This is a genomic window from Thioclava nitratireducens (assembly GCF_001940525.2).
GTDB lineage: Bacteria > Pseudomonadota > Alphaproteobacteria > Rhodobacterales > Rhodobacteraceae > Thioclava > Thioclava nitratireducens.
In genome coordinates this window covers 1,313,485-1,335,929 of record NZ_CP019437.1, presented here as the reverse complement: position 1 = coordinate 1,335,929, position 22,445 = coordinate 1,313,485, and the positions used below count along the sequence as shown (strand labels likewise).

The following is a 22,445-nucleotide window of genomic DNA, read 5'->3' as shown; positions in this document are numbered from 1 at the left end:
TCATGGCAGTTCTCGTCAACGAAAACACCAAGGTCATCTGCCAGGGCTTCACCGGCTCGCAGGGCACCTTCCACTCCGAGCAGGCAATCGCGTACGGCACCAAGATGGTCGGCGGCGTGACCCCCGGCAAAGGCGGCCAGGAGCATCTCGGCCTGCCGGTCTTCAACTCGGTCCACGAGGCGAAAGCCAAGACCGAAGCGAACGCCTCGGTGATCTACGTTCCGCCGCCCTTCGCGGCTGACTCGATCCTCGAAGCGATCGACGCGGAAATGGAACTGATCGTCTGCATCACCGAGGGGATCCCGGTCCTCGACATGATGAAGGTCAAGCGCGCGCTGATCGACTCCAAGTCGCGTCTGATCGGCCCGAACTGCCCCGGTGTCATCACCCCCGACGCCTGCAAGATCGGCATCATGCCCGGCCACATCCACAAGCGTGGTTCGGTCGGCGTCGTGTCGCGCTCGGGCACGCTGACCTACGAGGCGGTCAAGCAGACCACCGATATGGGTCTGGGCCAGTCCTCGGCCGTCGGCATCGGCGGTGACCCGATCAAGGGCACCGAGCATATCGACGTGCTCGACATGTTCCTCGACGATCCGGAAACGGAATCGATCATCATGATCGGTGAGATCGGTGGTTCGGCGGAAGAAGAAGCCGCGGAATTCCTCGCCGAGCAGAAGAAAAAAGGCCGTTGGAAGCCGACCGCTGGCTTCATCGCCGGCCGCACGGCCCCTCCCGGCCGCCGCATGGGCCACGCCGGCGCGATCGTCGCGGGCGGCAAAGGCGATGCGGAATCGAAGATCGAGGCTATGAAGTCGGCCGGTATCGTCGTCGCTGACAGCCCCGCCACGCTGGGCGAAGCGGTGATGAAAGCGATCAAGGGCGAATAAGCCCTCTCGAAACTGGCAGGGTCGCGGCGCACGCGGCCCTGCATCCAGACCAAGGAAAGGACCGGACCCATGTCGCTGCGGATCGCACGGCGCGCCTCCCTCCCCGTTTCGGGGACGGTCGCATGCGCCCTGCTCGAAAGCAGCGACGGGGGCCGGTCTTCTTCTGCGGCAGAGCGCGTCGCGAGCGGCGCATGGCTCGCCACGGAATTCGCCGGAACCTCCGCTCATGGCGGGCCCGTTCCGGTCCCGGCTCCCCGCTCGTCGGGCACCTCCGACCCCGCGCGCATCCCTGCCCTGCATGGAAGTCCCGAAATCAGCACCTACATCACTGAGCCAGAAGGCAATATGCCCGGGCAAGCAGGTGCCGGTTTCGACGTATCTGTGAGGGCCCCGCGCGCGAAGGAAAGGACCCAGCATCATGTGCCGTTCCACCCCCGTATCCGTCGCGAGGGCCTCTGCGCTCCGCGCGGCCCCGCCACCGCCTCGCGTGCCCCGCGCCTAGCGCGCTCTTCAACGGGCCGGCGATAAACGTTCGAGTTCCCGCAGATCCCTGTTTCACCGACCGAAGGTGAGGAAAATGACCGACCAATCCCCCAACGACCAGTTCAATGCCTCGCAGTTCCTGCAAGGCGCGAATGCCGAATATGTCGAGCAGCTTTATGCGAAGTTTGCCGAAGATCCGTCTTCGGTCGATACCGCCTGGGCTGCCTTCTTCGCCTCGCTCGGTGATCCCGATCAGGACGTGAGAAAATCCGCCGAAGGCGCAAGCTGGGAGCGTCGCGACTGGCCGCCGATGGCCGCCGACGATCTGACTGCGGCGCTGACCGGCGAATGGCCCGCCCCCGCCGAGGGCAAGGCCGCTGGCGACAAGATCAAGAAGAAGGCTGCCGAGGCCGGCGTCGCGGTCGACGAGGCGGCGGTCAAACGCGCCGTGCTGGACTCGATCCGCGCGCTGATGATCATCCGCGCCTACCGTATCCGCGGTCACCTCGCCGCCGATCTCGACCCGCTGGGGATGCGCGACACCGGCCAGCATCCGGAGCTCGATCCGAAGAGCTACGGCTTCACCGATGCCGACATGGATCGTCCGATCTTCATCGACAACGTGCTCGGCCTCGAGATCGCCTCGATGCGCCAGATCATGGATATCGTGAAGCGCACCTATTGCGGCACTTTCGCGCTGCAATACATGCACATCTCCGATCCCGAGCAATCGGCCTGGCTGAAAGAGCGTATCGAAGGCTACGGCAAGGAAATCACCTTCACCAAGACCGGCCGCCGCGCGATCCTCAACAAGCTCGTCGAGGCCGAAGGCTTCGAGAAGTTCCTGCACGTCAAGTACATGGGCACCAAGCGGTTCGGCCTCGACGGTGGCGAAGCGCTGATCCCCGCGATGGAGCAGATCATCAAGCGGGGCGGCCAGCTCGGCCTGCAAGAGGTCGTGGTCGGCATGCCCCACCGCGGTCGCCTCTCGGTCCTCGCGAACGTCCTGCAAAAACCCTACCGCGCGATCTTCCACGAATTCCAGGGCGGCTCGTTCAAGCCCGAGGACGTGGACGGCTCCGGCGACGTGAAATACCACCTCGGCGCCTCCGCCGACCGTGAGTTCGACGGCAACAAGGTCCACCTGTCGCTGACCGCGAACCCCTCACACCTTGAGGCGGTGAACCCGGTCGCGCTCGGCAAGGTCCGTGCCAAGCAAGATCAGCTGGCCGACCGTTCGGACCGCTCCAAGGTCGTCTCGGTGCTGCTACACGGTGATGCAGCCTTCGCCGGTCAAGGCGTCGTGGCCGAGTGCTTCCAGCTCTCGGGCATCCGCGGTCACCGCACCGGTGGCACGATCCACCTCGTCGTCAACAACCAGATCGGCTTCACGACCGCGCCGCACTTCTCGCGCACCTCGCCCTACCCGACCGATCTCGCGCTGATGGTGGAAGCCCCGATCTTCCACGTGAACGGCGACGATCCCGAGGCCGTCGTGCACGCCGCCCGCGTCGCGACCGAGTTCCGTCAGAAGTTCCACAAGGACGTCGTGATCGACATCTTCTGCTACCGCCGCTTCGGTCACAACGAAGGCGACGAGCCAATGTTCACCAACCCGGTGATGTACAAGTCGATCAAGACCCACAAGACCACGCTGCAACTCTACACCGAGCGTCTGGTGGCCGACGGCCTGATCCCCGAGGGCGAGATCGAGGATATGAAAGCCTCGTTCCAGTCGCATCTCAACGAGGAGTTCGAGGCCGGCAAGGTCTTCAAACCGAACAAGGCCGACTGGCTCGACGGTCGCTGGTCCGGCATGGAGCGGGAAAAGAGCGAATACGAGCGCGGCACCACGGCGATTTCGCCCGACACTCTCGAGGAGGTCGGCAAGGCGCTCGTGACCGCGCCCGAGGGCTTTGCCCTGCACAAGACGGTGCAGCGTCTGCTCGACAACAAGAAGCAGATGTTCGAGACCGGCAAGGGCTTCGACTGGGCGACCGCCGAGGCGCTGGCCTTCGGCTCGCTCGTGACCGAGGGCTACCCTGTCCGCCTGTCGGGTCAGGACGCCACCCGTGGTACCTTCTCGCAGCGCCACTCGGCCTTCGTGAACCAGGAGAACGAGGACCGCTATTACCCGCTCAACCACATCCGTGAGGGTCAGGCCCGCTACGAGGTGATCGACTCGATGCTCAGCGAATACGCGGTGCTCGGGTTCGAATACGGCTACTCTCTGGCGGAACCGAAGGCGCTGACGCTCTGGGAAGCCCAGTTCGGCGATTTCGCCAACGGCGCGCAGATCATGTTCGACCAGTTCATCAACTCGGGCGAGCGGAAATGGCTGCGCATGTCGGGTCTCGTCTGCCTGCTGCCGCACGGCTTCGAAGGTCAGGGCCCCGAGCACAGCTCGGCCCGTCTGGAGCGCTTCCTGCAACTGTCGGCGGAAGATAACTGGATCGTCGCGAACTGCACGACGCCGGCGAACTACTTCCACATCCTGCGCCGCCAGATCCACCGCGACTTCCGCAAGCCCCTGATCCTGATGACGCCGAAATCGCTGCTGCGTCACCCGAAGGCCGTCTCCACGGCGGAGGAGTTCACCACCGGCTCGAGCTTCCACCGCGTCCTGTGGGACGATGCAGAGCGCGGCAATTCGGATTTGGAGCTGAAGGCCGACGACAAGATCAAGCGCGTCGTGATGTGCTCGGGCAAGGTCTATTACGACCTGCTCGCGCAGCGCGACGAGCGTGGGCTCGACGATGTCTACCTGCTGCGTCTGGAACAGTTCTACCCGTTCCCCGCGCAGGCGGTCACCAAAGAGCTGACCCGCTTCAAGAATGCCGAGATCGTCTGGTGCCAAGAGGAGCCGAAAAACCAGGGCGCCTGGTTCTTCGTCGAACCCTATATCGAATGGGTCCTCGCCAAGATCGACGCGAAACATGCCCGTGCGCGCTATGCCGGCCGCGCGGCGTCCGCCTCGCCCGCGACGGGTCTGGCAAGCCGCCACAAGGCCGAGCAAGACGCGCTCGTCAACGATGCACTGGAGGGTTGAATAGATGTCCACTGAAGTCCGCGTTCCCACGCTCGGCGAGAGCGTCACGGAAGCCACCGTCGCCACCTGGTTCAAGAAGCCCGGCGACACCGTGGCCGCCGACGAAATGCTCTGCGAGCTCGAAACCGACAAGGTGACCGTCGAAGTGCCGAGCCCCGCAGCCGGCACGCTCGGCGAGATCGTCGCCGCCGAAGGCGAGACCGTCGGCGTCGATGCGCTTCTCGCGACGATCGAAGAGGCTGGCGCCAGCCCCGCGCCGAAGAAAGAAGACAAACCGGCGGAAAAACCCGCCCAACAGCCCCAATCGAACGAGGGAAAGATGACCGACGTGATGGTGCCCAGCCTTGGTGAATCGGTCACCGAGGCAACTGTGTCGACGTGGTTCAAGAAGGTCGGAGACACGGTCGCGGCCGACGAGATGCTCTGCGAGCTGGAAACCGACAAGGTCTCGGTCGAAGTGCCGTCGCCCGCTGCTGGCGTTCTCAAAGAGATCGTCGCCGAAGAAGGCACGACCGTCGACGCTTCGGCCAAGCTGGCCGTGATCGCCGAGGGCGAAAGCGGTGGAACCGCCGCCAGCGCGCCCGCCAAGGAAGAGACCAAATCCGAAGCCCCCGCCGGCGGCGGCAAAGGCGGCAAGGATGTCGAGGATGCGCCGTCCGCCAAGAAGCTGATGGCGGAGAAGGGCATCGACCCGGCTTCCGTTCAGGGTTCGGGCAAGGATGGCCGAATCATGAAGGAAGACGTGGCCAAGGCCGAAAGCGCGCCGAAGCAGGCCTCGGTTTCCGTCGCCTCGACGCCCTCGCAGGCGCCGCGCGGTCCGGTCAATGCCGATGACGCGTCGCGCGAAGAGCGCGTGAAGATGACCCGCCTGCGTGCGACCATCGCCAAGCGCCTCAAGGACTCGCAGAACACGGCCGCGATGCTGACCACCTATAACGAGGTGGACATGTCGGGCGTCATGAACCTGCGCAACGAGTACAAGGACCTGTTCCTCAAGAAGCACGGCGTGAAGCTCGGCTTCATGTCCTTCTTCGTGAAGGCCTGCTGCCACGCGCTGAAAGAGGTCCCGGAAGTGAACGCCGAGATCGACGGCAACGAGATCGTCTACAAAAACTACGTCCACATGGGCGTGGCCGTGGGCACCCCAAACGGCCTCGTCGTGCCGGTCGTGCGCGACGCCGACCAGATGGGCTTCGCCTCGATCGAGAAGACGATCGCCGAGATGGGCACCCGCGCCCGTGACGGCAAGCTCTCGATGGCCGAGATGCAGGGCGGTTCCTTCACCATCTCGAACGGCGGCGTCTATGGCTCGCTGATGTCCTCGCCGATCCTCAACCCGCCGCAATCGGGCATCCTCGGCATGCACAAGATCCAGGAACGTCCGATGGTCGAGAACGGCCAGATCGTCATCAAGCCGATGATGTATCTCGCACTCAGCTACGACCACCGCATCGTCGACGGCAAAGGCGCCGTGACCTTCCTCGTGCGCGTCAAGGAAGCGCTGGAAGACCCGCGCCGCCTGCTGATGGATCTGTAAGACCGGAACGAAGGCGGCATCCCCTGCCCCTTCGCTCTTGCTAAATATCCTCGGGGGTCCGGGGGGCAGACAGCCCCCGGGCCTCCCTCACCTCCGGGAGCGACCGATGACCCCCGAACTGACCGTGCTCATACTCGCGATCCTGCTCCATCTGGGGCTGATGGTGGCGTATTCGGTGAAGGCCAATACCGAGCTCGGCACAAAATACCCCGTTTCCCCGCGCGACAAGACGCCGCCGCCGATCTCGACCCTGCTCGGACGGCTGCAGCGCGCGATGAACAACTCCTTCGAGGGGCTCATTCTCTTCGCCCCCGTCGCGCTGGTCATCGGACTGACCGGACAATCGAGCGCCGCCACCGTGGCCTTCGCCTGGATCTTCCTGATCGCGCGGCTCCTCTACATTCCGTCCTATCTGCTGGGCTGGGTGCCGTGGCGCTCGCTCATCTGGGGCTTTTCCTTCTTCGCAATTCTGGCGCTGGCGATTGCCGCGCTGATCTGACCTCCCGGCGCGAGGCCTCCTCGCGCCCCAACCCAAGGAGCAAGAACAATGGCTGACTATGATGTGATCGTGATCGGCGGCGGCCCGGGCGGCTATGTCTGCGCCATCCGCTGCGCCCAGCTGGGCCTGAAGACCGCCTGTGTCGAAGGCCGCGAAAGCCTCGGCGGCACCTGCCTCAACGTGGGCTGCATCCCGTCCAAGGCGCTGCTGCACGCCACCCACGAGCTGCACGAAGCCGAGCATAACTTCGCCAAGATGGGCCTGAAGGGCAAATCGCCTTCGGTCGATTGGAAGCAGATGCTGACCTACAAGCAGGAAGTCATCGACGGCAACACCAAGGGCATCGAGTTCCTGTTCAAGAAGAACAAGATCGACTGGATCAAGGGCTGGGGTTCGATCCCCGAGGCCGGCAAGGTGAAAGTGGGCGACGACGTCCATAACGCCAAGTCGATCGTGATCGCCACCGGCTCCGAGCCGTCGTCGCTGCCGGGCATCGAGATCGACGAGAAAACCGTCGTGACCTCGACCGGCGCGCTGTCGTTGAACAAGATCCCGAAGTCGATGGTCGTGATCGGCGCGGGCGTCATCGGTCTGGAAATGGGCTCGGTCTATGCTCGTCTCGGCGCGGATGTCACCGTCGTGGAATATCTCGACGCAATCACCCCCGGCATGGACGGCGAGGTCTCGAAGAACTTCCAGAAGATCCTGACCAAGCAGGGACTGAAATTCGTCATGGGCGCCGCCGTCCAGAGCGTCGACGTGAAGAACGGCAAGGCCACGGTGAACTACCAGCTGCGCAAGGATGAGAGCAACGCGTCGATCGAGGCCGAGACCGTCCTCGTCGCGACCGGCCGCAAGCCCTATACCGACGGTCTGGGGCTTGAGGGCGTCGGCGTCGAGATGCTGCCGCGCGGTCAGGTGAAGACTGACGCGCACTGGCAGACCACCGCCAAGGGCATCTACGCGATCGGTGACGCGGTCACCGGCCCGATGCTCGCCCACAAGGCCGAGGACGAAGGCATGGCTGTTGCCGAAGTCATCGCGGGCAAGCATGGTCACGTGAACTACGAAGTGATCCCGAGCGTGATCTACACCAGCCCGGAAGTCGCCTCGGTCGGTCAGACCGAAGAGGCGCTCAAGCAGGACGGTCGCGCCTACAAGGTCGGCAAGTTCTCCTTCATGGGCAATGGCCGCGCCAAGGCCGTGTTCCAGTCGGACGGCTTCGTGAAGCTGATCGCGGACAAGGAAACCGACCGCATCCTCGGCTGCCACATCATCGGCCCGGGCGCGGGCGACCTGATCCACGAAATCTGCGTGGCGATGGAATTCGGCGCCTCGGCACAGGACGTGGCGCTGACCTGCCACGCTCACCCGACCTTCTCCGAGGCCGTTCGCGAAGCCGCACTGGCCTGCGGCGACGGCGCGATCCACGCCTGATCGGCCAAGGGTCGAGAGAAACGCGAAAGGGCGCCCCGCGGGGCGCCCTTTTCGTTTGGCGCGGTGGCCCGAACTCCGGTCACGAGCTCAGGCTTAGCCCTCGCCGTGATCCGCAGCCGCATCCATCTTCGCGGCGAATTCACGGCGCAGTTCCCGGCGGAGTTCGGCGGCGCGCCAGCGGTGGCGTTCCTCGTCCGTGTCGGGCTTCAAGGTCGGCACCTCTGCGGGTTTTCCGTTTTCATCCACCGCGACCATCGTGAAATAGCAGCTGTTCGTGTGTCGCCGCGTGCCCGCGGTGATGTTCTCGGCTTCGACGCGGATGCCGATCTCCATCGAGGTGCGGCCCGTATGGTTCACGCTGGCGCGAAAAGTTACCAGCTCGCCCACGTTGATCGGTTGCTGGAAGGTCACCTGGTCGACCGACAGCGTCACCGCGTAGCGCTGCGAGTAGCGTGAGGCGAGCGAGAACGCGACCCGGTCGAGCCAGTTCAGCAGCGCGCCGCCATGCACCTTGCCCGAAAAATTCGCCTGATCGGGCGTCATCAGCACGGTCATCTCGAGGCGCTTGCGGTCCTCGAAGGTCAGTGTTTCGGTCATGGTTTTCCCTCATTGCCTCGCGCCATATGCGCGAAAGCCTCTCGTAGGGTCAATCCGCGCGATGCGCATGGTTCACTTGCGCGGCTTCGCCCGCAGCGTCGGATCGGCCTCGCGCGGGTCCTCGGGCCACGGGTGCTTGGGGTAGCGCCCTCGCATATCCTTGCGCACATCGGCGTAAGAGCCCTCCCAGAACCCGGGCAGGTCCATCGTGACCTGAATGGGTTTGTGGCCGGGTGACAGCAGCGTGATCCTGAGCGGCAGGCGTTTCGGGCCGACCGTCGGATGGGTGGTGACGCCGAACATCTCCTGCAGACGGATCTCGATGCCCGGCGCCTCGCCAGCGTAGTCAATGGGCACACGACGGCCGAGCGGAGTTTCGAAATGCGCGGGGGCAAGACGGTCCACCAGCTGCATCTGCTCCCAGTCGAGCGCTGCGCGCAGCGGATCGGTGAGGTCGAGCTTGCGCAGGTCGGCCTCGGTCCTCGCCTTGCCGAGATAGGGCAGAAGCCAGTTCTCGGCGGAGGCCAAAAGCCCCTCATCGGAGAAATCGGGCAGATCGGCCCCCTGCCCGCGCAGCAGCTCCACCCGCGCCTGCAGCCGGCGCGCCGCCGCGCTCATCGGCAGGCCGATCTGGCGCAATCCTGCCAGCGCGCCTTGCGCTACCGCCTCGCGCGGGGCGTCTTTCCACACGCGATCGTCGAGGACCAGCGCGCCGAACCGCTCCTGCTTGCGCGCGATCACGCGGCCCTCTCGCTTGGACCAGTCGCAGACATCCTGCCATGCGATCTGATCCGCGTAGAGGCGACGAAGCTCGGCCTCGGAGATCGCGATGCCTTGGCGCACTTTCGCCTCGCGCGGATCGCCGTCTAGATCGCTCACCACGATGAGGCGTTGCGCGCCCAGCGGATCGCCTTCGGCCACCACCGCCCCTTTGCCGCCCGAGAGCACGTAGCGCGGCGCGTCCCCCTTGCGGCGAAGCCCCACACGGTCAGGGTAAGCGAGCGCGAGTTGCTCGGCGGAGGAATAGGTCTCGGGCGCTGCAGTGGCGAGGCGGGCCAGCCGCTTCGCCTCGGATCGGATACGCTCGATTGTGCCGCGATGGGGCGTATAGGGGTGGTGCGCCTCCAAGCGCTTCGGGTCGCGAATTGCGCTGAGGCGCAGCGTCAGGTCAGCGGGCGCGCCACGCAGCGGATCGCGTTCGGCCAGAAGGGCAGCAAGCGGTGCCGCCTCGGGGCCCGCGGTCAGCAGCATGTGCCCGAGGCGCGGGTGCAGCGGCAGTTTGGCGAGCTTGCGCCCGTGTTCCGTGATCAGCCCCGATTTCAGCGCGCCGAGTTCTTCCAGCAAAGCGCGCGCCTCGGCCATCGCAGGTGCAGGCGGCGGCGTCAGGAAAGCCAGATCGCCACCATCGGTGCCCCAGACCGCGAGTTCCAGCGCAAGTCCGGTCAGGTCGGCGACCTCGATCTCGGGCGGGGCGAAGGCGGGCAGCGCGCCTTCCGCGCCCTTGGTCCAGAGCCGGTAGCAGATGCCCTCGGCCACGCGGCCCGCGCGGCCCCGGCGCTGCTCGGCCTCGGCGCGGGAGACGGGTTCGGTGACCAGCCTCGCCATGCCAGAGCCCGGGTCGAACCGCGCCCGGCGTGCGCGGCCGCCGTCGATCACGACGCGGGTGTCTTCGATGGTCAGAGAGGTTTCCGCTATGGCTGTGGCGAGCACCAGTTTCCGGCCCGAGGGCGCGGGCGCGATGGCGGCGCGTTGGGCGGCGAATTCCATCGCGCCGAACAGCGGGCGGATCGCGATGTCATCGGCCAAGCGGCCCTTCAGCAGCCCTTCGACGCGGCGAATCTCGCCCTCGCCCGGCAGGAAGGCCAGAAGGCTCCCGTCGGTGGCCTCCGCGGCCTCGGTGATCAGCCCGGCCATCGCGGCCTCAAACCGCATCGAACTGTCCACCGGACGATCCAACCAGCGCGTCTCGACCGGAAAGGCCCGCCCCTCGGACACCACGATCGGCGCGTCGTCGAGCAATGCCGCCACCGGCTCTGCATCGAGCGTGGCCGACATCACCACCAGCGCCAGATCGGGCCTGAGCGCGCCGCGCACCTCCCATGTCAGCGCCAGCCCCAAGTCTGCGTTCAGCGAGCGTTCATGGAATTCGTCGAAGATCACGCAACCGATGCCGGTCAATTCCGGGTCGGATTGCAGCACGCGCGTCAGGATGCCTTCAGTAACGACCTCTATCCGCGTGGATTTCGAGACCTTCGCCTCGCCCCGGATGCGGTAGCCGACCGTCTCGCCGACCTTTTCGCCCAAAGTCTCCGCCATCCGCTCGGCGGCAGCGCGCGCGGCCAGGCGGCGCGGCTCCAGCATGACGATTCCGCCCTCAATCTGGTCCAAGAGCGCGAGGGGCACGCGGGTCGTCTTGCCCGCGCCCGGCGGCGCCATCAGCACCGCGCGGCCATGCGATGACAGCGCCGCCCGCAGATCGGGCAGCACCACGTCGATAGGAAGGGAAAGGCGGTCTGTGTTCACCCGCCCCTTATTGCCGAGTGAGACGACCTTTTCCATAGAGCGTGTCGGTCTCGATCTTGTCGACCTGCAAACCGCCATTCGGGCTCGGCTCGTAATAGAGGGTGAAGGCGAAGCGGGACTTTTCCTTCATGTCCTTCTCGGAGAAGCCCGCGAGGCGGCGATATTCGCCCGAACAGACGATGTTCTTGCCATCGGGCTTGGGCTCGAAGAGCCGCACCTGCGAGCGCCGCGCGCCGTCATACATCTTCACGTCGAGCTTGCAGGCCTCGTCGCGCGGCACGTCGCGCAGCACCGCATAGAGCGCCGTCAGCGGGTCGACCGTGCCGCCCTGTTTCGCGGGATCGACATCCCGGGGCGAGGGCTTGCGCGGTGGCTGCTGACTGACGGAAACCGGCGTGCCGTTTTTGTAGATGATCTGGTGCTTGGACTTGCGTCCCGGTGCGTCGTCGACCTCTGAATATTTCATCGGGGTGAACTTCTGACCGTCATAGAGGCCGGAGACACTGGCCGAAAACTTGATTTTCCGCAGCAGCCCCACGAGGCCCGCCGTCTGCAACACGCCGTTCGCGCCATAGGCACCGTCGGTGATCTTGCCGTTGATCGCCAGCTCACCCGCGCGGATGCCCTTGAGCACCACGTCGAAGACGATCTTGTCGCTCTGATCGGCGCGCGCCGGCGCCGTGCCCAAGGGCGCGACTAGCAACGCTGCGCTCAGGATCGCAGCCACCGGGCGCGACGAAAGGCTCGATAGAAATCTCATTGGTATCCTCTTGTCAGGAATTTCCCATTCGCTCTGGACATAGGTCGCAGGGTGCAGGCAAGTAACCGATAAGTCTTCACGTCTGATGTCATTTTTGACACGAACACCCAAAATCAGCGAAAGCCTGCCGATGACCGATCAAAGCCCCGCCGACCTCGCTCCGCGCATTCTCGCCTCCGATCGTCGCGCTCTGGCGCGTGCGATCACGCTGGTGGAATCCGGGCGGGCGGAGCATCGCGCGCAGGCGGTCGAACTGCTCGATACGCTCGCAGGTGAAGGGCGTCAGGCGCTGCGGATCGGGCTTTCGGGCACGCCGGGAGTGGGCAAATCGACCTTCATCGAAGCCTTCGGGATGATGCTGACCGGCAAGGGGTTGAAGGTCGCCGTGCTGGCGGTCGATCCGTCCTCGGCCCGCTCCGGCGGCTCGATCCTCGGTGACAAGACCCGTATGGAACGTCTGTCGCGCGATCCCAACGCCTTCATCCGCCCCTCGCCCTCACAAGCGCATCTCGGCGGCGTCGCGCGACGCACCCGCGAAGCGGTGAGCCTCTGCGAGGCGGCGGGCTTCGACGTCGTCCTGATAGAGACCGTGGGCGTCGGCCAGTCCGAGACGCTGGTAGCCGAGATGGTCGACCTGTTCGTTCTGCTGATGGCCCCGGCTGGCGGCGACGAGCTGCAGGGCGTCAAGCGCGGCATCATGGAGATGGCCGACCTGATCTTGGTGAACAAGGCGGATGGCGATCTGAAACCGGCCGCCATGCGGACGGTCTCGGATTACGCGGGCGCGCTGCGGCTGCTGCGCAAGCGCCCGCAGGACCCCGAGGGTTTCCCGAAGGCGCTGCCGGTCTCGGCCATGGAGGAGAACGGGCTGGAGAAAGCATGGGAAGAAATGACCGCGCTAGCCGAATGGCGCCGCGCGAACGGGCATTTCGATCAGCGCCGCGCCGAGCAGGCGCGGCACTGGTTCGAGGCTGAGGTCCGCGAGGGGCTCCTCGCGCGGTTGCGCCGGGATCCGGAGATCCGGGCGAAAATGCGCGAGTTGGGCGACGCGGTGGCCAGCGGTGAAAGCGCGGCCTCTGCAGCTGCGGCTGTGATGCTGGAGCAGCTGGGCGGCTGAGCGCCGCCCTGCCCGGCTTACATATCGCCTTCTTTCTTATCCATGGTGGGCTCGGTATGTTCCGGCTCGCCGTGGGTCACGTCTTCATGTGAAATCTCCGGTGTGGAGACAGGCGCGGGATCCTGCGCAGTCTCGGTCGGCTGATCGCGGCTGAGATCGACCGGGACGTCGACGACCATCAGTCCGGTTTTCTCGAAACGCAGATTGAGCGTGACCATGTCACCCTGATGGAGCGACTGCTTCAGCCCCATGAACATGACGTGATCGCCGCCGCGCTGCAGGACATGCTCGCCCTTGGCGGGAACCTCGAAGCCTTCCTTGACTTCGAGCATCTGCATCGCGCCGTTCGGCCCCTGCTTGTGCGTATGCAGTTCGACACGCGCGGCAACGTTCGAGCTGACCGAGACGAGCCGGTCGTCGAGATCGGAGATGTTCTTGATCTCCATGAAGGCCGCCGCCGATTTCGACATCGGGGTCGAGACCCGGACATAAGGGTCGATGATCTGGATCTGGTCAGCGGCGAAGGCGGGGAGAGCGACGGCGATCAGCGCCGCGCTCATCAGGTATTTGCGGATCATTCATGTCTCCTGAGGGTGTATTCGTCTGAAGGCTGGGGATCAGACGGCTGCAGGCGGACCACGGGCGCGCGGCACCACGAAGGCCTGCGCCTGCGCGCTCTCGAGCTCGACCGTCTGCAGCCTGCGCCCCTCGCCCTGCGGCGGAGTCGGCAGGGCCGGCGCGACCGCGACGGCGGCCATCATCGCCAGCACCATGTCGGGACAGAGATGCACGGGGCCAGTCGGGTTGCCATCGGCATCGACGCTGATCGTGGTCACGCCATAGCCGGTGCAGATCACCACCTCGCCCGCGACACGCGCCTTCCCGCGCGCAACCGCCATGGTCATGCTGGTCATGGCCAGCACGAGCGCCGCGACGATCCCGATCAGTAGCTTGAAGCGCGTCCTCCACATGGCGCTCACACTAGCGTGAGGATGTGACGATGGGAATGCGACAGTTCAGCCGAACAAAGCAAAAACCCCGCGCCTCGGCGCGGGGTTTTCGAAAATTCCGATCCGGAAAGGGATCAGGCGGCAGCCTGAGCTTTCGCGATCGCTTTCTTGATCTTCAGAGCGTTCACCGAGAGGTCCGCATCCTTCGCCTTGGCGAGGAACGCGTCGAGACCGCCGCGATGGTCCACCGAGCGCATGCCGGCTGCGGAAACGCGCAGCTTGAAGCTCTGGCCCAGAGTATCCGAGATCAGGGAAACATCGTTCAGGTTCGGCAGGAAGCGACGACGCGACTTGTTGTTCGCGTGGCTCACTTTGTTGCCCGTCGTGGGGCCCTTGCCGGTCAGTTCGCAAACGCGCGACATGGCATTCTTCCTTCGTTTCTTACCTGGCCGAAGTTACGCGAATCGCGCGCCCGGCCCCAACATGAAAAGGCGCCGCTTGGCAGCGCCCGAAAATCTGTTGGCGCGGAATACGGCCAATGGCGCCTCGCGTCAAGTCGCCCAGGCCGATTTTATCCACCTTCCCCACCGCTTCAGGGGCGGTTTCACCACCCGCGCTGAGCCAGATGGCGCAACCCCTGGGTCACATCGGTGCGCACGGCCAATCTCAGCGCCGGTTCGTCGCCCGCCCGCAGAGCGGAGAGAATCATCCGGTGATGGCGCGGCGGCTCGTTGCGCTGCAGCTTGGTATAGACCGCGCGCATCGTCGGCCCCAGCTGCAGCCAGACGGTCTCGATCACCGCGAGCATCGCGGGCGCCTGCGCGCGCAGATAGAGCGTGCGGTGGAATTCGAGGTTGGTGCGGATGTAGCCGACCGCATCCTGTTTCGCGACGGCCTCGGCATTGGCGACGTTGATCGCACCGAGACGGTCGATCAGCGCGAGGTGGGCGCGCGGCAGGGCACGGGCCGACAGTTCCGGCTCGATCAGCGCCCGCAGCGCGGCCAGCTCCTCGATCCGTTCGTTGGACAGCTCCGGCGTGGTTACCCGCCCCGAACTCGACAGCGTCAGCGCGCCTTCCGCAACCAGCCGCCGCAGCGCCTCCCGCGCGGGGGTCATGGAGACACCGTATTGCTTGCCCAAACCCCGCAACGTCAGCGCAGTGCCCGGCAGCAACTCCCCCACCATGATCTGCTGGCGCAAAGTGCGGTACAGCCGATCATGGGCGGCGGTCTCGATGGGGCGTGTGGAAATCGTTGTCATTCGCTTTTTGTGATCACGTTGCCGCCGCGGGTCAATCGCGAAACCGGATCGCATGGAGCGCGGAGCCTTCGCGCTTGAGCCATGCGCGCTCTGCCTTGAAGCTCGGCCGCAGGGATTCGACGACGCGCCAGAAGGCGGGCGAGTGATTCATCTCCTCCAGATGCGCGACCTCATGGGCCGCGACATAATCCAGCACGTCCGGCGGCGCCATGATCAACCGCCAGCTATAGGAGAGCGCTCCGGTCGAGCTGCAGGACCCCCAGCGCGAGCGGGTGTCGCGAATCGTGATCTTTGCGAAGTCACGCCCGATCTCGGAGGCGTAGCGCGCGGTCGCCGCATGCAGTCTCTGACGAGCTGCGTGTTTGAAGAAAGTCTCGACCCGCACGCCCAGCCGTGCCGGATCTTCGGGCACGAGGAGGCGCGCGCCGTCGATCTTCGGGCTGCGCAGCGACGCGGGTTCGAGCATCAGCATCTGCCCCTGGAAGGGGACAGCTTGTCCGAATCGCACGGCCCGCGCGGGCGGGATCGCCCCAAGCGTCTTGCGCAGCCATTCGGTTTGCGAGCGCGCGAAGGCCAGCGCCTCTCGCTCGGACGCGCCCCGCGGGATCGTGAGCGCCACCCGCCCGTCGACCCGCGACACCCGCAATGAGAACCTGCGCGCGCGACCGGAACGGCGCATCACCAACTCCACCTCGGGCAGTTCGGGAATGTGAGGTGGGCGGGACAGGGGCATTCTCCGGCAGGTTCGGTCAAGAGGCGCGGCCATCGGGTCGCAGCCCCACAAGAAAGGCGCGAAAAGGCTTTGACACCCTGCGCGGCATGTGGCAGTTGGCTGCGACTCTGCTGGATATAAGTGCGCAGGAGAATTCCATGCCGAAAGAGGAATGGGGCGTCAAGCGTCTGTGCCCGCATTGCGCGAGCCGCTTTTACGACCTGAATAACGACCCGATGACCTGCCCGGTCTGCAACAACACCTTCACCCTCGAGGCTCTGACCTCGGGCAGCGGTCGCACGCTCGTGACCGACAAGACGTCGTCGCAGAAAGATGACGACGTCAATCTCGACGATGACGATCTCGACGACGATAACGGCGACGTGGATCTCGACGACGATCTGCTCGACGACGACGACGATGACGACAATGTCTCGCTCGATGACATCGCGGATGTCAGCACCGAGGACAAGGAAGACAACTGATCGGCTGGGCCGCTCGGACGAGAGATCAAGGCGCAACGGGAAACCGTCGCGCCTTTTTCTTTTTCCGGACGTGAGGCCGTGCGTATTCCCGCTTCTCCCCTGCCCCGAGGCGCGCTCTACGCCAGCGCCGCTCAGGTGACGCGCGGGAATACGCAGCGGACAAAAATTTCCCCCGCCTTCACAACAAATTCCTCTTGCGCCGCCCCGACGCTTTGCCTATACGCCTCCCCACACAGCGGGGCTGACCCGCTGGACCTCCGGTGGGGCCATAGCTCAGTTGGGAGAGCGCTTGAATGGCATTCAAGAGGTCAGGGGTTCGACTCCCCTTGGCTCCACCAAACAAACTTCCGAAAACGCATCCGATCACATCGCGCTTGTCGTGAGAAGTTCGCCGCGCGCCGGCGCGGTCCGGTCGCCGTGCGCTTAGGCTCCCCCGCATAGGGCTTTCTTCCGCCAGCGAACGACACCGTGAGGACGTGGAGTGCGCGCCAACGCAGCCTTGTCGACCTCACTCGGTGCCAGCGCGCGCTTCGTGACGCGACCGACACAGGCGTTGTACTTCGTCGAGTAGCGTCCACCGAGGTCGACCTTTGCGCGCCGCCATCTCACTCGTGCGCGCGGTCTGTTCGTCGGAGAACGGCCGCCCGCGATCGCGACGATAGCTTCTTCGCGCTGGGGCTCGTAGCCCGTTGCGCGTCTTCGGACGGAAAGCGTGGTTTCTGCGACATTCCGGGGCCACGGAGAAAATCGCTCACCATGTGCCGCACTTGTGGCTGGCCTCGACAGGCGACGTGCTCAGCGCGCCGCCAGCAATTGGCGTAGCGTGATGCGGGCCATGGGTCAGGTCTCCTCCGAAAGATATGTCTTGATGATCTCGACCTCTTCCGAGGCGCCGAACACGAGCGGCACGTTCTGGTGCGGCGCCTCCGGCACGAGATCGAGGATGCGCTTGGTGCCATCGGTGGCGCGGCCGCCTGCCGCTTCGATCAGACAGGCGATCGGCACCGCCTCATAGGCCAGCCGCAGCCGTCCCGCGCGATAGCCTTCGCGCCGGTCCGCCGGATAGAGGAACGCGCCACCTTTGAGCAGGATACGGTGCAATTCACCGACCGCCGCCGCCAGCCAGCGCATGTTGAAATCGCGCCCGCGCGGGCCCTCTGCCCCGGCGCGCAACTCGGCGGCCCAGCGTTGCAGCCCCGGGCTCCAATGGCGCTCGTTAGAGGCGTTGTAGGCAATGGTCGACGCTTTGGGCGACAGCCGGACATCCTGCGCCGTCATGCGGAAGTCCTTGCCGTCATAGGTGACGATCTGCACCCCCTGCCCGGCCGTGAACCCGAAATCCAGCGAATGACCGAAGGAGGCATAACCCGCCGCGATCGCCTCCGAGCCCGGACGCCGGAAATCGGCAGGACCGGTCGGGTAGATCGCGAACAGCATCCCGAGCGGCGCGCCGATACCGATCGAGCCCGACCCGTCGATCGGATCGATCGCGAGATCGAAGCGGCCTTCCGGGTCGAGCAGTTCGACCTCTTCGGCCTCTTCCGACAGCATGTGCCGCACACCCAGCCCGGCAAGCGCCGCAATGATGTGGTCATGCGCGCCGACATCGAGCGCCTTCTGCACATCGCCGCTCTCATTCTGACCACAGGGCGCGGCCGGATCGCCGGGCAACCTGCCCGCCGCGAGCCGCTGCTCGATCGGCGGCAAGGCATTCGCCAGCGCGGCGATGATCTCTCCAAGCCCGCCAGCAGGCAGGCAGTCACGCAGGTGCGCCGCCTGCGAGGGACGGTCGTTCGGCAAGGTCAGCATGTGGGAATTCCGTCAGTGAGTTGGGACCGGGCGGCGAACCGCCCGGCCCTCGGGAGTTCGCTCAGACCGTCGTGTGATACTTGGCATCGACCGCGTCAATGGCCTGAACGTTGTCCGCCGATTTCCCCTCGGGATCGAAGGACGAGGCCAGGAAGGCATCGGCGATGTCTTTCGCGAGCTCCACGCCCAAGACCCGCGCGTCCATCGTGATGATATGCGCGTTGTTCGAGATGCCGCAGTCGGTCGCGACGCGCAAAGCCACGCAAATCGCACAGTCGAGCGCGAGGCCGGGTCCCGGCGGCGTGATACTCCGCACACCACGCACCTAAGCCTCTGCCATACGTCATGCGCAAAGTCTGGGACTGCAGCCACGCCAGCGCTTGACAGCTATCACCGCGCGCGTAACCGCATCAGTGGCGTGCTGATCATCTACATTTCGGAAGGGAGAGAAATGGCGGACCCGGGACGATTCGAACGCCCGACCCCTTGATTCGTAGTCAAGTGCTCTATCCAGCTGAGCTACGGGTCCGCTTATGTGGGGCGATGTAACGGCCACGTCGGAGCGATGCAAGAGCAAATTCGCGGCAATTTCGCAAAACCGTCAAAATTCCCGGATGCCCTCGCGGCAGCCCTGCGGATGGGTGCATCGCTGCCGGCGCGTAACCCCGCACGGGCTCAGGAGATTGCGCCGGCGCCCTTCTCGGAGACACAATCCAACGCGACATCGGAGGGCAGGAAGATGCGAAACTCGGTGCCGCTCCCATCGGTCCGAACGAGGTCCAGCCGCCCGCCATGGCCACGAATCAACTCCGCGGCAATGGCGAGGCCGAGCCCCGTACCGCCCGCTCGGGTGCCCCCGGTGAAGGGCTTGAAGAGATGTTCGCGGGCGGTCTCGGGCAGTCCGGGGCCGCTGTCCTGCACGCGGATCCACCAACCTTCGGAATTCTCGCCTGCGCCGATCTCTACCGTACCGTTCTTTCCGGTGGCCTCGATCGCCTGACGGGCATTGCGCACGAGGTTGTTGAGCACGCGGTAGAGCTGCTCGCGGTCGGCACGGATTACCAGGTTCGGCGGCATGTCGGTGACGAAATCGACGACCGGGCCTTCGCTCGGGTGTTCCTCGTTTTCCAGAACTTCCTGCGCCAGCTCGCCGAACATGAAGCGCGACAGCGTCGGCGGCGGCTCCTTGGCCTTGCCGAAGGCGAGCGTCGTTTCACACAGGTTGATCGCGCGCTCGATCGAGCCGGTCAGCTTCGGCGCCGCGCGCTTCACGCCGGGATCGTCCGAGCTTTCCATACGGTCGGCGAAGAGCTGCGCCGTGGTCAGGATGTTGCGCAGGTCGTGGCTGATCTTGGCGACCGCTTGCCCCAGCTGTGCGAGACGCTCCTTCTGGCGCAACGACGCGGTGAGCTGCTGCTGCATCGAGGCCAAGGCCTCTTCCGCCACGCGCAGTTCCTCGACGCTGGCCTGCGGGGTTATGATACGCCGCGCGTCTTCGGGCGCGTCCGCGTAGGATGACATATGCGCTACAAGCCGCTTGATCGGCACGACCATCAGCCGCCGCACCAGCAGGAACAGCAGAACGGCGGTGATCACGGAGAAGACCGCCGAGATCGACAGGAGCCGTAGCCCGTATTCCACCATTGCGATCCGCATCGGCTCGGTCGCGAGCGTCACCTCGATCACGATGCCGCCCTTCTGCACCGGCTGCCCCAGCACCCGGATTACGCGATCCTCGGAATCGAAGAGCGCATGCACCGCGTCACGGATGCGCGTCCATTCGGTCGAATCGCGCAAATCGTAGGTTTCGGTCACGGGCGAGGGAATCGGAGAGGACAACACCAGCTGCCGCGCCGCATCTCTGCGCAGCACGACGTTGAAGACGCCCGCGTTGGAGAGCAGTTCCTTTTCCAGATCGGGCGCGATGGTGGTGTCTGTGGTCAGCAGCGCGAGCGAGGCGATTTGCGCCCGCTCGAGTCGCGTAAGAAGATAGTCCTCACGGAAATTCGCCAGCCCCGGCAAAAGGATCAACGCCTCGGCGAGCACCACGAAAACCGTGGTCAGGATCAGAAACCGTCCTGAAAGAGTGTTCACTTTCATCGCCTATCAAACGCAGAGCCGCCCCGCAGCGTCGGCCTGTCCCCTTCACTGTCACTCTTGATGCACCGCCCGTCAGGATGCAAGGATGCCATCCTGCGCGTCAGCCGCTCTTTGTGCACAAGATAGGTGGCTCGCACGAAAGGCAAAACCCCGTGAGCGGTCACGATCCATGCGAAGCGACCGGAAAAGCCGGAAAAAACCCGCTTTCGCGAATTGACTTGCCGGGGAGAGGTCACTAAAGAGCGGCTTCGAAATGCTATCTGGCCCTCGAATCCTGTTTCTGGGCCCGAACCGGAGTGAAAACGATGAAACGCACGTTCCAGCCGTCGAACCTCGTTCGCGCCCGTCGCCACGGCTTCCGCAGCCGCATGGCCACGAAGGGTGGACGCCGGGTTCTCAACGCCCGTCGCGCGAAGGGCCGTAAGCGTCTGTCGGCTTAAGGCCGTTACAGCCGCGACTGGCTTTTGACGCCGCCGGATGCTTTTCGCAGGTCGGGCCCTCGGGTCGGATCGGTGAAAAGACCGGCGGCTTCGCTATTTTGCGCGCCGTTTATTCGCCGGAGGTCCCCTGATGGCCGCCATACGCTCAGATGATCCGACTCGCCCGACCGCGGTTCTGCGGCAGCGGGCGGATTTCCTGAAAGCGGCCTCGGCGCAGCGTAAGGGGATGCCCGGCTTTCTGCTGCAGGCGCGCAAACGCCGCGAAGACGAGCCCGTCGCCCCCGATCTGATCCGCGTGGGGTTCACCTGCTCGAAGAAGCTCGGCAATGCGGTGGCGCGCAATCGCGCGAAACGCCGCCTGCGCGAAATCGCCCGCGCCGTTCTGCCCAAGGCGGGTCGGCCGGGCTGGGACTATGTTCTGGTCGGGCGCCCCGAGGCGACCGCAACGCGCGACTTCGCCGCCATGCTGGCCGAATTCGAGACCGTGCTCACGATCATTCACGATTTGCCGATCACCCCGCCGAGACCGCGCAAACCCAAGGGGAGCAAACGCAAATGAGCCCCCTCGCCCGAATCCTCGCCCTGCCGGTTCATGCCTATCGCTTGCTGCTCAGCCCCTGGATGGGGCACGGCTGCCGCTACCAGCCGACTTGCTCGGTCTATGCGCTCGAAGCGCTCGAGAGGCACGGCGCACTGAAGGGGGGATGGCTTGCCGGGAAACGGCTCCTCAGCTGCCACCCCTGGGGCGGGCATGGCTACGACCCGGTGCCTGGCGCCGATCCCGAACATGACGCCGCCCATCGTTGCGCCCATGCGCATGACGCGAAGGACACTCCAGATGCTTGATGACGAAGACAGCCCGATCCATCCGCTTTTCGCAGGAGCGCCCTCGACGACCGAGTTCAAGAAACTGCGCAAGCGCATCGTGCGCGAAACCCGCGAGGCGATCGAGAAATACGGCATGATCGAACGCGGTCAACGCTGGCTGGTCTGCCTGTCGGGCGGCAAGGACAGCTACACGCTGCTGGCCGTGCTGCACGAGCTGCAATGGCGCGGGCTGCTGCCGGTGGAGCTGCTGGCCTGCAATCTCGATCAGGGCCAGCCGGGCTTCCCCGCGACCGTGCTTCCGGAATTCCTCGAGAAGATGGGCGTGCCGCACCGGATCGAATATCAGGACACCTATTCGATCGTGATGGACAAGGTCCCGCAGGGCCGCACCTATTGCGCGCTTTGCTCGCGGCTGCGGCGCGGCAACCTCTATCGCATCGCGCGCGAGGAAGGCTGCTCGGCCGTCGTGCTGGGTCATCACCGCGACGACATTCTCGAGACTTTCTTCATGAACCTGTTCCACGGCTCGCGCCTCGCGACGATGCCGCCCAAACTGCTGAATGAGGAAGGCGATCTCTTCGTCTATCGACCGCTCGCCTTCGTCGCGGAGGAAGATTGCGAGAAATTCGCCCGCGCGATGGACTATCCGATCATCCCTTGCGATCTCTGCGGCTCTCAGGACGGGCTGCAGCGCCAGCAGGTGAAGATGATGCTCGACGGCTGGGAGAAGAACACCCCCGGCCGCCGCAACAAGATGTTCAAGGCGCTACTCAACGCGCGCCCCTCGCACCTGTGCGACCCCGCGATCTTCGATTTCGCGGGGCTCGAGCGGCGCGCGGAGAGTGAAGCGGATTTTAACGAAAACGTCCCGGTTTTGCGCGAGCGCGATTAACCGGCTGAATACCAATTGCGCCTAACCTCGCCGGCGAAGGGGGCTCCTGAGGGGCCTGCATGTGCCACGGGGGTAG

General features: G+C 65.1%; 22 protein-coding genes and 2 tRNA genes. 12 read left to right on the top strand and 12 right to left on the bottom strand.

Annotated features, from left to right (window positions below; all coding sequences use genetic code 11):
- The first annotated feature begins 2 nt into the window (after window positions 1-2).
- The 5 genes from sucD (at window position 3) to lpdA (ending at window position 7,895) form a co-directional block, all read left to right on the top strand.
- Window positions 3-890: a succinate--CoA ligase subunit alpha gene (sucD, locus tag BMG03_RS06605; protein WP_075776193.1), complete on the top strand. Its 888-nt coding sequence runs from the start codon at window positions 3-5 to the stop codon at window positions 888-890.
- Between the two features lie 577 nt (window positions 891-1,467).
- On the top strand, window positions 1,468-4,422 hold the full coding sequence (locus tag BMG03_RS06600) for a 2-oxoglutarate dehydrogenase E1 component (RefSeq protein ID WP_075776194.1): 2,955 nt from the start codon (window positions 1,468-1,470) through the stop codon (window positions 4,420-4,422).
- 4 nt (window positions 4,423-4,426) lie between these two features.
- Entirely contained in the window at window positions 4,427-5,959 is a 1,533-nt protein-coding gene (gene odhB, locus BMG03_RS06595; protein WP_075776195.1) for a 2-oxoglutarate dehydrogenase complex dihydrolipoyllysine-residue succinyltransferase, read from the top strand.
- 106 nt (window positions 5,960-6,065) lie between these two features.
- On the top strand, window positions 6,066-6,458 hold the full coding sequence (locus BMG03_RS06590) for an MAPEG family protein (protein ID WP_075776196.1): 393 nt from the start codon (window positions 6,066-6,068) through the stop codon (window positions 6,456-6,458).
- A gap of 48 nt (window positions 6,459-6,506) precedes the next feature.
- On the top strand, window positions 6,507-7,895 hold the full coding sequence (lpdA, locus tag BMG03_RS06585; RefSeq protein WP_075776197.1) for a dihydrolipoyl dehydrogenase: 1,389 nt from the start codon (window positions 6,507-6,509) through the stop codon (window positions 7,893-7,895).
- A gap of 93 nt (window positions 7,896-7,988) precedes the next feature.
- Here lpdA and BMG03_RS06580 read toward each other — a convergent pair whose 3' ends face one another.
- From BMG03_RS06580 to BMG03_RS06570, 3 genes are all read right to left on the bottom strand, one after another.
- Complete coding sequence (locus BMG03_RS06580; RefSeq protein ID WP_075776198.1) at window positions 7,989-8,492, bottom strand: acyl-CoA thioesterase; 504 nt, start codon at window positions 8,490-8,492, stop codon at window positions 7,989-7,991.
- A gap of 72 nt (window positions 8,493-8,564) precedes the next feature.
- On the bottom strand, window positions 8,565-11,015 hold the full coding sequence (gene hrpB, locus BMG03_RS06575; protein WP_244271007.1) for an ATP-dependent helicase HrpB: 2,451 nt from the start codon (window positions 11,013-11,015) through the stop codon (window positions 8,565-8,567).
- A gap of 7 nt (window positions 11,016-11,022) precedes the next feature.
- Window positions 11,023-11,775, bottom strand: a complete 753-nt coding sequence (locus tag BMG03_RS06570) for a DUF3108 domain-containing protein (RefSeq protein WP_075776200.1) — start codon at window positions 11,773-11,775, stop codon at window positions 11,023-11,025.
- Window positions 11,776-11,905: 130 nt separating this feature from the next.
- On the opposite strand from BMG03_RS06570, the gene meaB reads away from it, so the two are divergent.
- Window positions 11,906-12,892 carry a methylmalonyl Co-A mutase-associated GTPase MeaB gene (gene meaB / locus BMG03_RS06565; RefSeq protein ID WP_075776201.1) on the top strand — a complete coding sequence of 329 codons (987 nt, stop codon included), beginning with the start codon at window positions 11,906-11,908 and terminating at the stop codon, window positions 12,890-12,892.
- A 17-nt stretch (window positions 12,893-12,909) separates the two neighbouring features.
- On the opposite strand, the gene BMG03_RS06560 is transcribed toward meaB, so the two are convergent.
- The 5 genes from BMG03_RS06560 to BMG03_RS06540 form a co-directional block, all read right to left on the bottom strand.
- On the bottom strand, window positions 12,910-13,470 hold the full coding sequence (locus tag BMG03_RS06560; protein ID WP_075776202.1) for a copper chaperone PCu(A)C: 561 nt from the start codon (window positions 13,468-13,470) through the stop codon (window positions 12,910-12,912).
- A gap of 39 nt (window positions 13,471-13,509) precedes the next feature.
- Window positions 13,510-13,863 (bottom strand): hypothetical protein, encoded by a 354-nt coding sequence (locus BMG03_RS06555; protein ID WP_075776203.1) that lies wholly within the window; start codon window positions 13,861-13,863, stop codon window positions 13,510-13,512.
- 113 nt (window positions 13,864-13,976) lie between these two features.
- On the bottom strand, window positions 13,977-14,264 hold the full coding sequence (gene rpmB, locus BMG03_RS06550; RefSeq protein ID WP_075776204.1) for a 50S ribosomal protein L28: 288 nt from the start codon (window positions 14,262-14,264) through the stop codon (window positions 13,977-13,979).
- A gap of 182 nt (window positions 14,265-14,446) precedes the next feature.
- Window positions 14,447-15,103, bottom strand: a complete 657-nt coding sequence (locus tag BMG03_RS06545) for a GntR family transcriptional regulator (protein ID WP_075776205.1) — start codon at window positions 15,101-15,103, stop codon at window positions 14,447-14,449.
- 31 nt (window positions 15,104-15,134) lie between these two features.
- The gene (locus BMG03_RS06540; RefSeq protein WP_244271006.1) at window positions 15,135-15,782 is read right to left on the bottom strand and encodes a M48 family metallopeptidase; all 648 of its coding nucleotides are present in this window, start codon (window positions 15,780-15,782) and stop codon (window positions 15,135-15,137) included.
- Between the two features lie 191 nt (window positions 15,783-15,973).
- Here BMG03_RS06540 and BMG03_RS06535 point away from each other — a divergent pair, with 191 nt between their 5' ends.
- On the top strand, window positions 15,974-16,300 hold the full coding sequence (locus BMG03_RS06535) for an FYDLN acid domain-containing protein (protein ID WP_075776207.1): 327 nt from the start codon (window positions 15,974-15,976) through the stop codon (window positions 16,298-16,300).
- 262 nt (window positions 16,301-16,562) lie between these two features.
- Window positions 16,563-16,638: transfer RNA gene (locus tag BMG03_RS06530), tRNA-Ala, on the top strand.
- Window positions 16,639-17,140: 502 nt separating this feature from the next.
- On the opposite strand, the gene BMG03_RS06525 is transcribed toward BMG03_RS06530, so the two are convergent.
- The 4 genes from BMG03_RS06525 to BMG03_RS06510 form a co-directional block, all read right to left on the bottom strand.
- Window positions 17,141-18,109 carry a class 1 fructose-bisphosphatase gene (locus tag BMG03_RS06525; protein ID WP_077701153.1) on the bottom strand — a complete coding sequence of 323 codons (969 nt, stop codon included), beginning with the start codon at window positions 18,107-18,109 and terminating at the stop codon, window positions 17,141-17,143.
- A 61-nt stretch (window positions 18,110-18,170) separates the two neighbouring features.
- Window positions 18,171-18,425 (bottom strand): RpiB/LacA/LacB family sugar-phosphate isomerase, encoded by a 255-nt coding sequence (locus BMG03_RS06520; RefSeq protein WP_244271005.1) that lies wholly within the window; start codon window positions 18,423-18,425, stop codon window positions 18,171-18,173.
- 136 nt (window positions 18,426-18,561) lie between these two features.
- A tRNA-Arg gene (locus tag BMG03_RS06515) sits at window positions 18,562-18,638 on the bottom strand.
- A gap of 146 nt (window positions 18,639-18,784) precedes the next feature.
- A complete protein-coding gene (locus BMG03_RS06510; protein WP_075776230.1) occupies window positions 18,785-20,209 on the bottom strand; it encodes a sensor histidine kinase in 1,425 nt (474 codons plus the stop codon).
- 305 nt (window positions 20,210-20,514) lie between these two features.
- On the opposite strand from BMG03_RS06510, the gene rpmH reads away from it, so the two are divergent.
- The 4 genes from rpmH (at window position 20,515) to ttcA (ending at window position 22,369) form a co-directional block, all read left to right on the top strand.
- Window positions 20,515-20,649 carry a 50S ribosomal protein L34 gene (gene rpmH / locus BMG03_RS06505; RefSeq protein WP_075776231.1) on the top strand — a complete coding sequence of 45 codons (135 nt, stop codon included), beginning with the start codon at window positions 20,515-20,517 and terminating at the stop codon, window positions 20,647-20,649.
- 130 nt (window positions 20,650-20,779) lie between these two features.
- Window positions 20,780-21,208, top strand: a complete 429-nt coding sequence (rnpA, locus tag BMG03_RS06500) for a ribonuclease P protein component (RefSeq protein ID WP_077701152.1) — start codon at window positions 20,780-20,782, stop codon at window positions 21,206-21,208.
- Complete coding sequence (yidD, locus tag BMG03_RS06495) at window positions 21,205-21,495, top strand: membrane protein insertion efficiency factor YidD (RefSeq protein ID WP_075776232.1); 291 nt, start codon at window positions 21,205-21,207, stop codon at window positions 21,493-21,495. Before rnpA ends, yidD begins: the two co-directional genes overlap by 4 nt.
- Complete coding sequence (ttcA, locus tag BMG03_RS06490; protein ID WP_075776233.1) at window positions 21,488-22,369, top strand: tRNA 2-thiocytidine(32) synthetase TtcA; 882 nt, start codon at window positions 21,488-21,490, stop codon at window positions 22,367-22,369. The genes yidD and ttcA overlap by 8 nt, the downstream gene beginning before the upstream one ends.
- The last annotated feature ends 76 nt before the right edge of the window (window positions 22,370-22,445 follow it).

Coding starts and splice junctions, on each gene's coding strand:
- BMG03_RS06555 (WP_075776203.1), bottom strand. CDS start 13,863: ATGTGGAGGACGCGCTTCAAGCTACTGATCGGGATCGTCGCGGCGCTC.
- BMG03_RS06525 (WP_077701153.1), bottom strand. CDS start 18,109: ATGCTGACCTTGCCGAACGACCGTCCCTCGCAGGCGGCGCACCTGCGT.
- ttcA (WP_075776233.1), top strand. CDS start 21,488: ATGCTTGATGACGAAGACAGCCCGATCCATCCGCTTTTCGCAGGAGCG.
- BMG03_RS06510 (WP_075776230.1), bottom strand. CDS start 20,209: ATGAAAGTGAACACTCTTTCAGGACGGTTTCTGATCCTGACCACGGTT.
- odhB (WP_075776195.1), top strand. CDS start 4,427: ATGTCCACTGAAGTCCGCGTTCCCACGCTCGGCGAGAGCGTCACGGAA.
- lpdA (WP_075776197.1), top strand. CDS start 6,507: ATGGCTGACTATGATGTGATCGTGATCGGCGGCGGCCCGGGCGGCTAT.
- BMG03_RS06545 (WP_075776205.1), bottom strand. CDS start 15,103: ATGACAACGATTTCCACACGCCCCATCGAGACCGCCGCCCATGATCGG.
- BMG03_RS06570 (WP_075776200.1), bottom strand. CDS start 11,775: ATGAGATTTCTATCGAGCCTTTCGTCGCGCCCGGTGGCTGCGATCCTG.
- BMG03_RS06535 (WP_075776207.1), top strand. CDS start 15,974: ATGCCGAAAGAGGAATGGGGCGTCAAGCGTCTGTGCCCGCATTGCGCG.
- yidD (WP_075776232.1), top strand. CDS start 21,205: ATGAGCCCCCTCGCCCGAATCCTCGCCCTGCCGGTTCATGCCTATCGC.
- rpmH (WP_075776231.1), top strand. CDS start 20,515: ATGAAACGCACGTTCCAGCCGTCGAACCTCGTTCGCGCCCGTCGCCAC.
- BMG03_RS06580 (WP_075776198.1), bottom strand. CDS start 8,492: ATGACCGAAACACTGACCTTCGAGGACCGCAAGCGCCTCGAGATGACC.
- rpmB (WP_075776204.1), bottom strand. CDS start 14,264: ATGTCGCGCGTTTGCGAACTGACCGGCAAGGGCCCCACGACGGGCAAC.
- BMG03_RS06590 (WP_075776196.1), top strand. CDS start 6,066: ATGACCCCCGAACTGACCGTGCTCATACTCGCGATCCTGCTCCATCTG.
- BMG03_RS06540 (WP_244271006.1), bottom strand. CDS start 15,782: ATGCGCCGTTCCGGTCGCGCGCGCAGGTTCTCATTGCGGGTGTCGCGG.
- meaB (WP_075776201.1), top strand. CDS start 11,906: ATGACCGATCAAAGCCCCGCCGACCTCGCTCCGCGCATTCTCGCCTCC.
- sucD (WP_075776193.1), top strand. CDS start 3: ATGGCAGTTCTCGTCAACGAAAACACCAAGGTCATCTGCCAGGGCTTC.
- BMG03_RS06600 (WP_075776194.1), top strand. CDS start 1,468: ATGACCGACCAATCCCCCAACGACCAGTTCAATGCCTCGCAGTTCCTG.
- rnpA (WP_077701152.1), top strand. CDS start 20,780: ATGGCCGCCATACGCTCAGATGATCCGACTCGCCCGACCGCGGTTCTG.
- BMG03_RS06560 (WP_075776202.1), bottom strand. CDS start 13,470: ATGATCCGCAAATACCTGATGAGCGCGGCGCTGATCGCCGTCGCTCTC.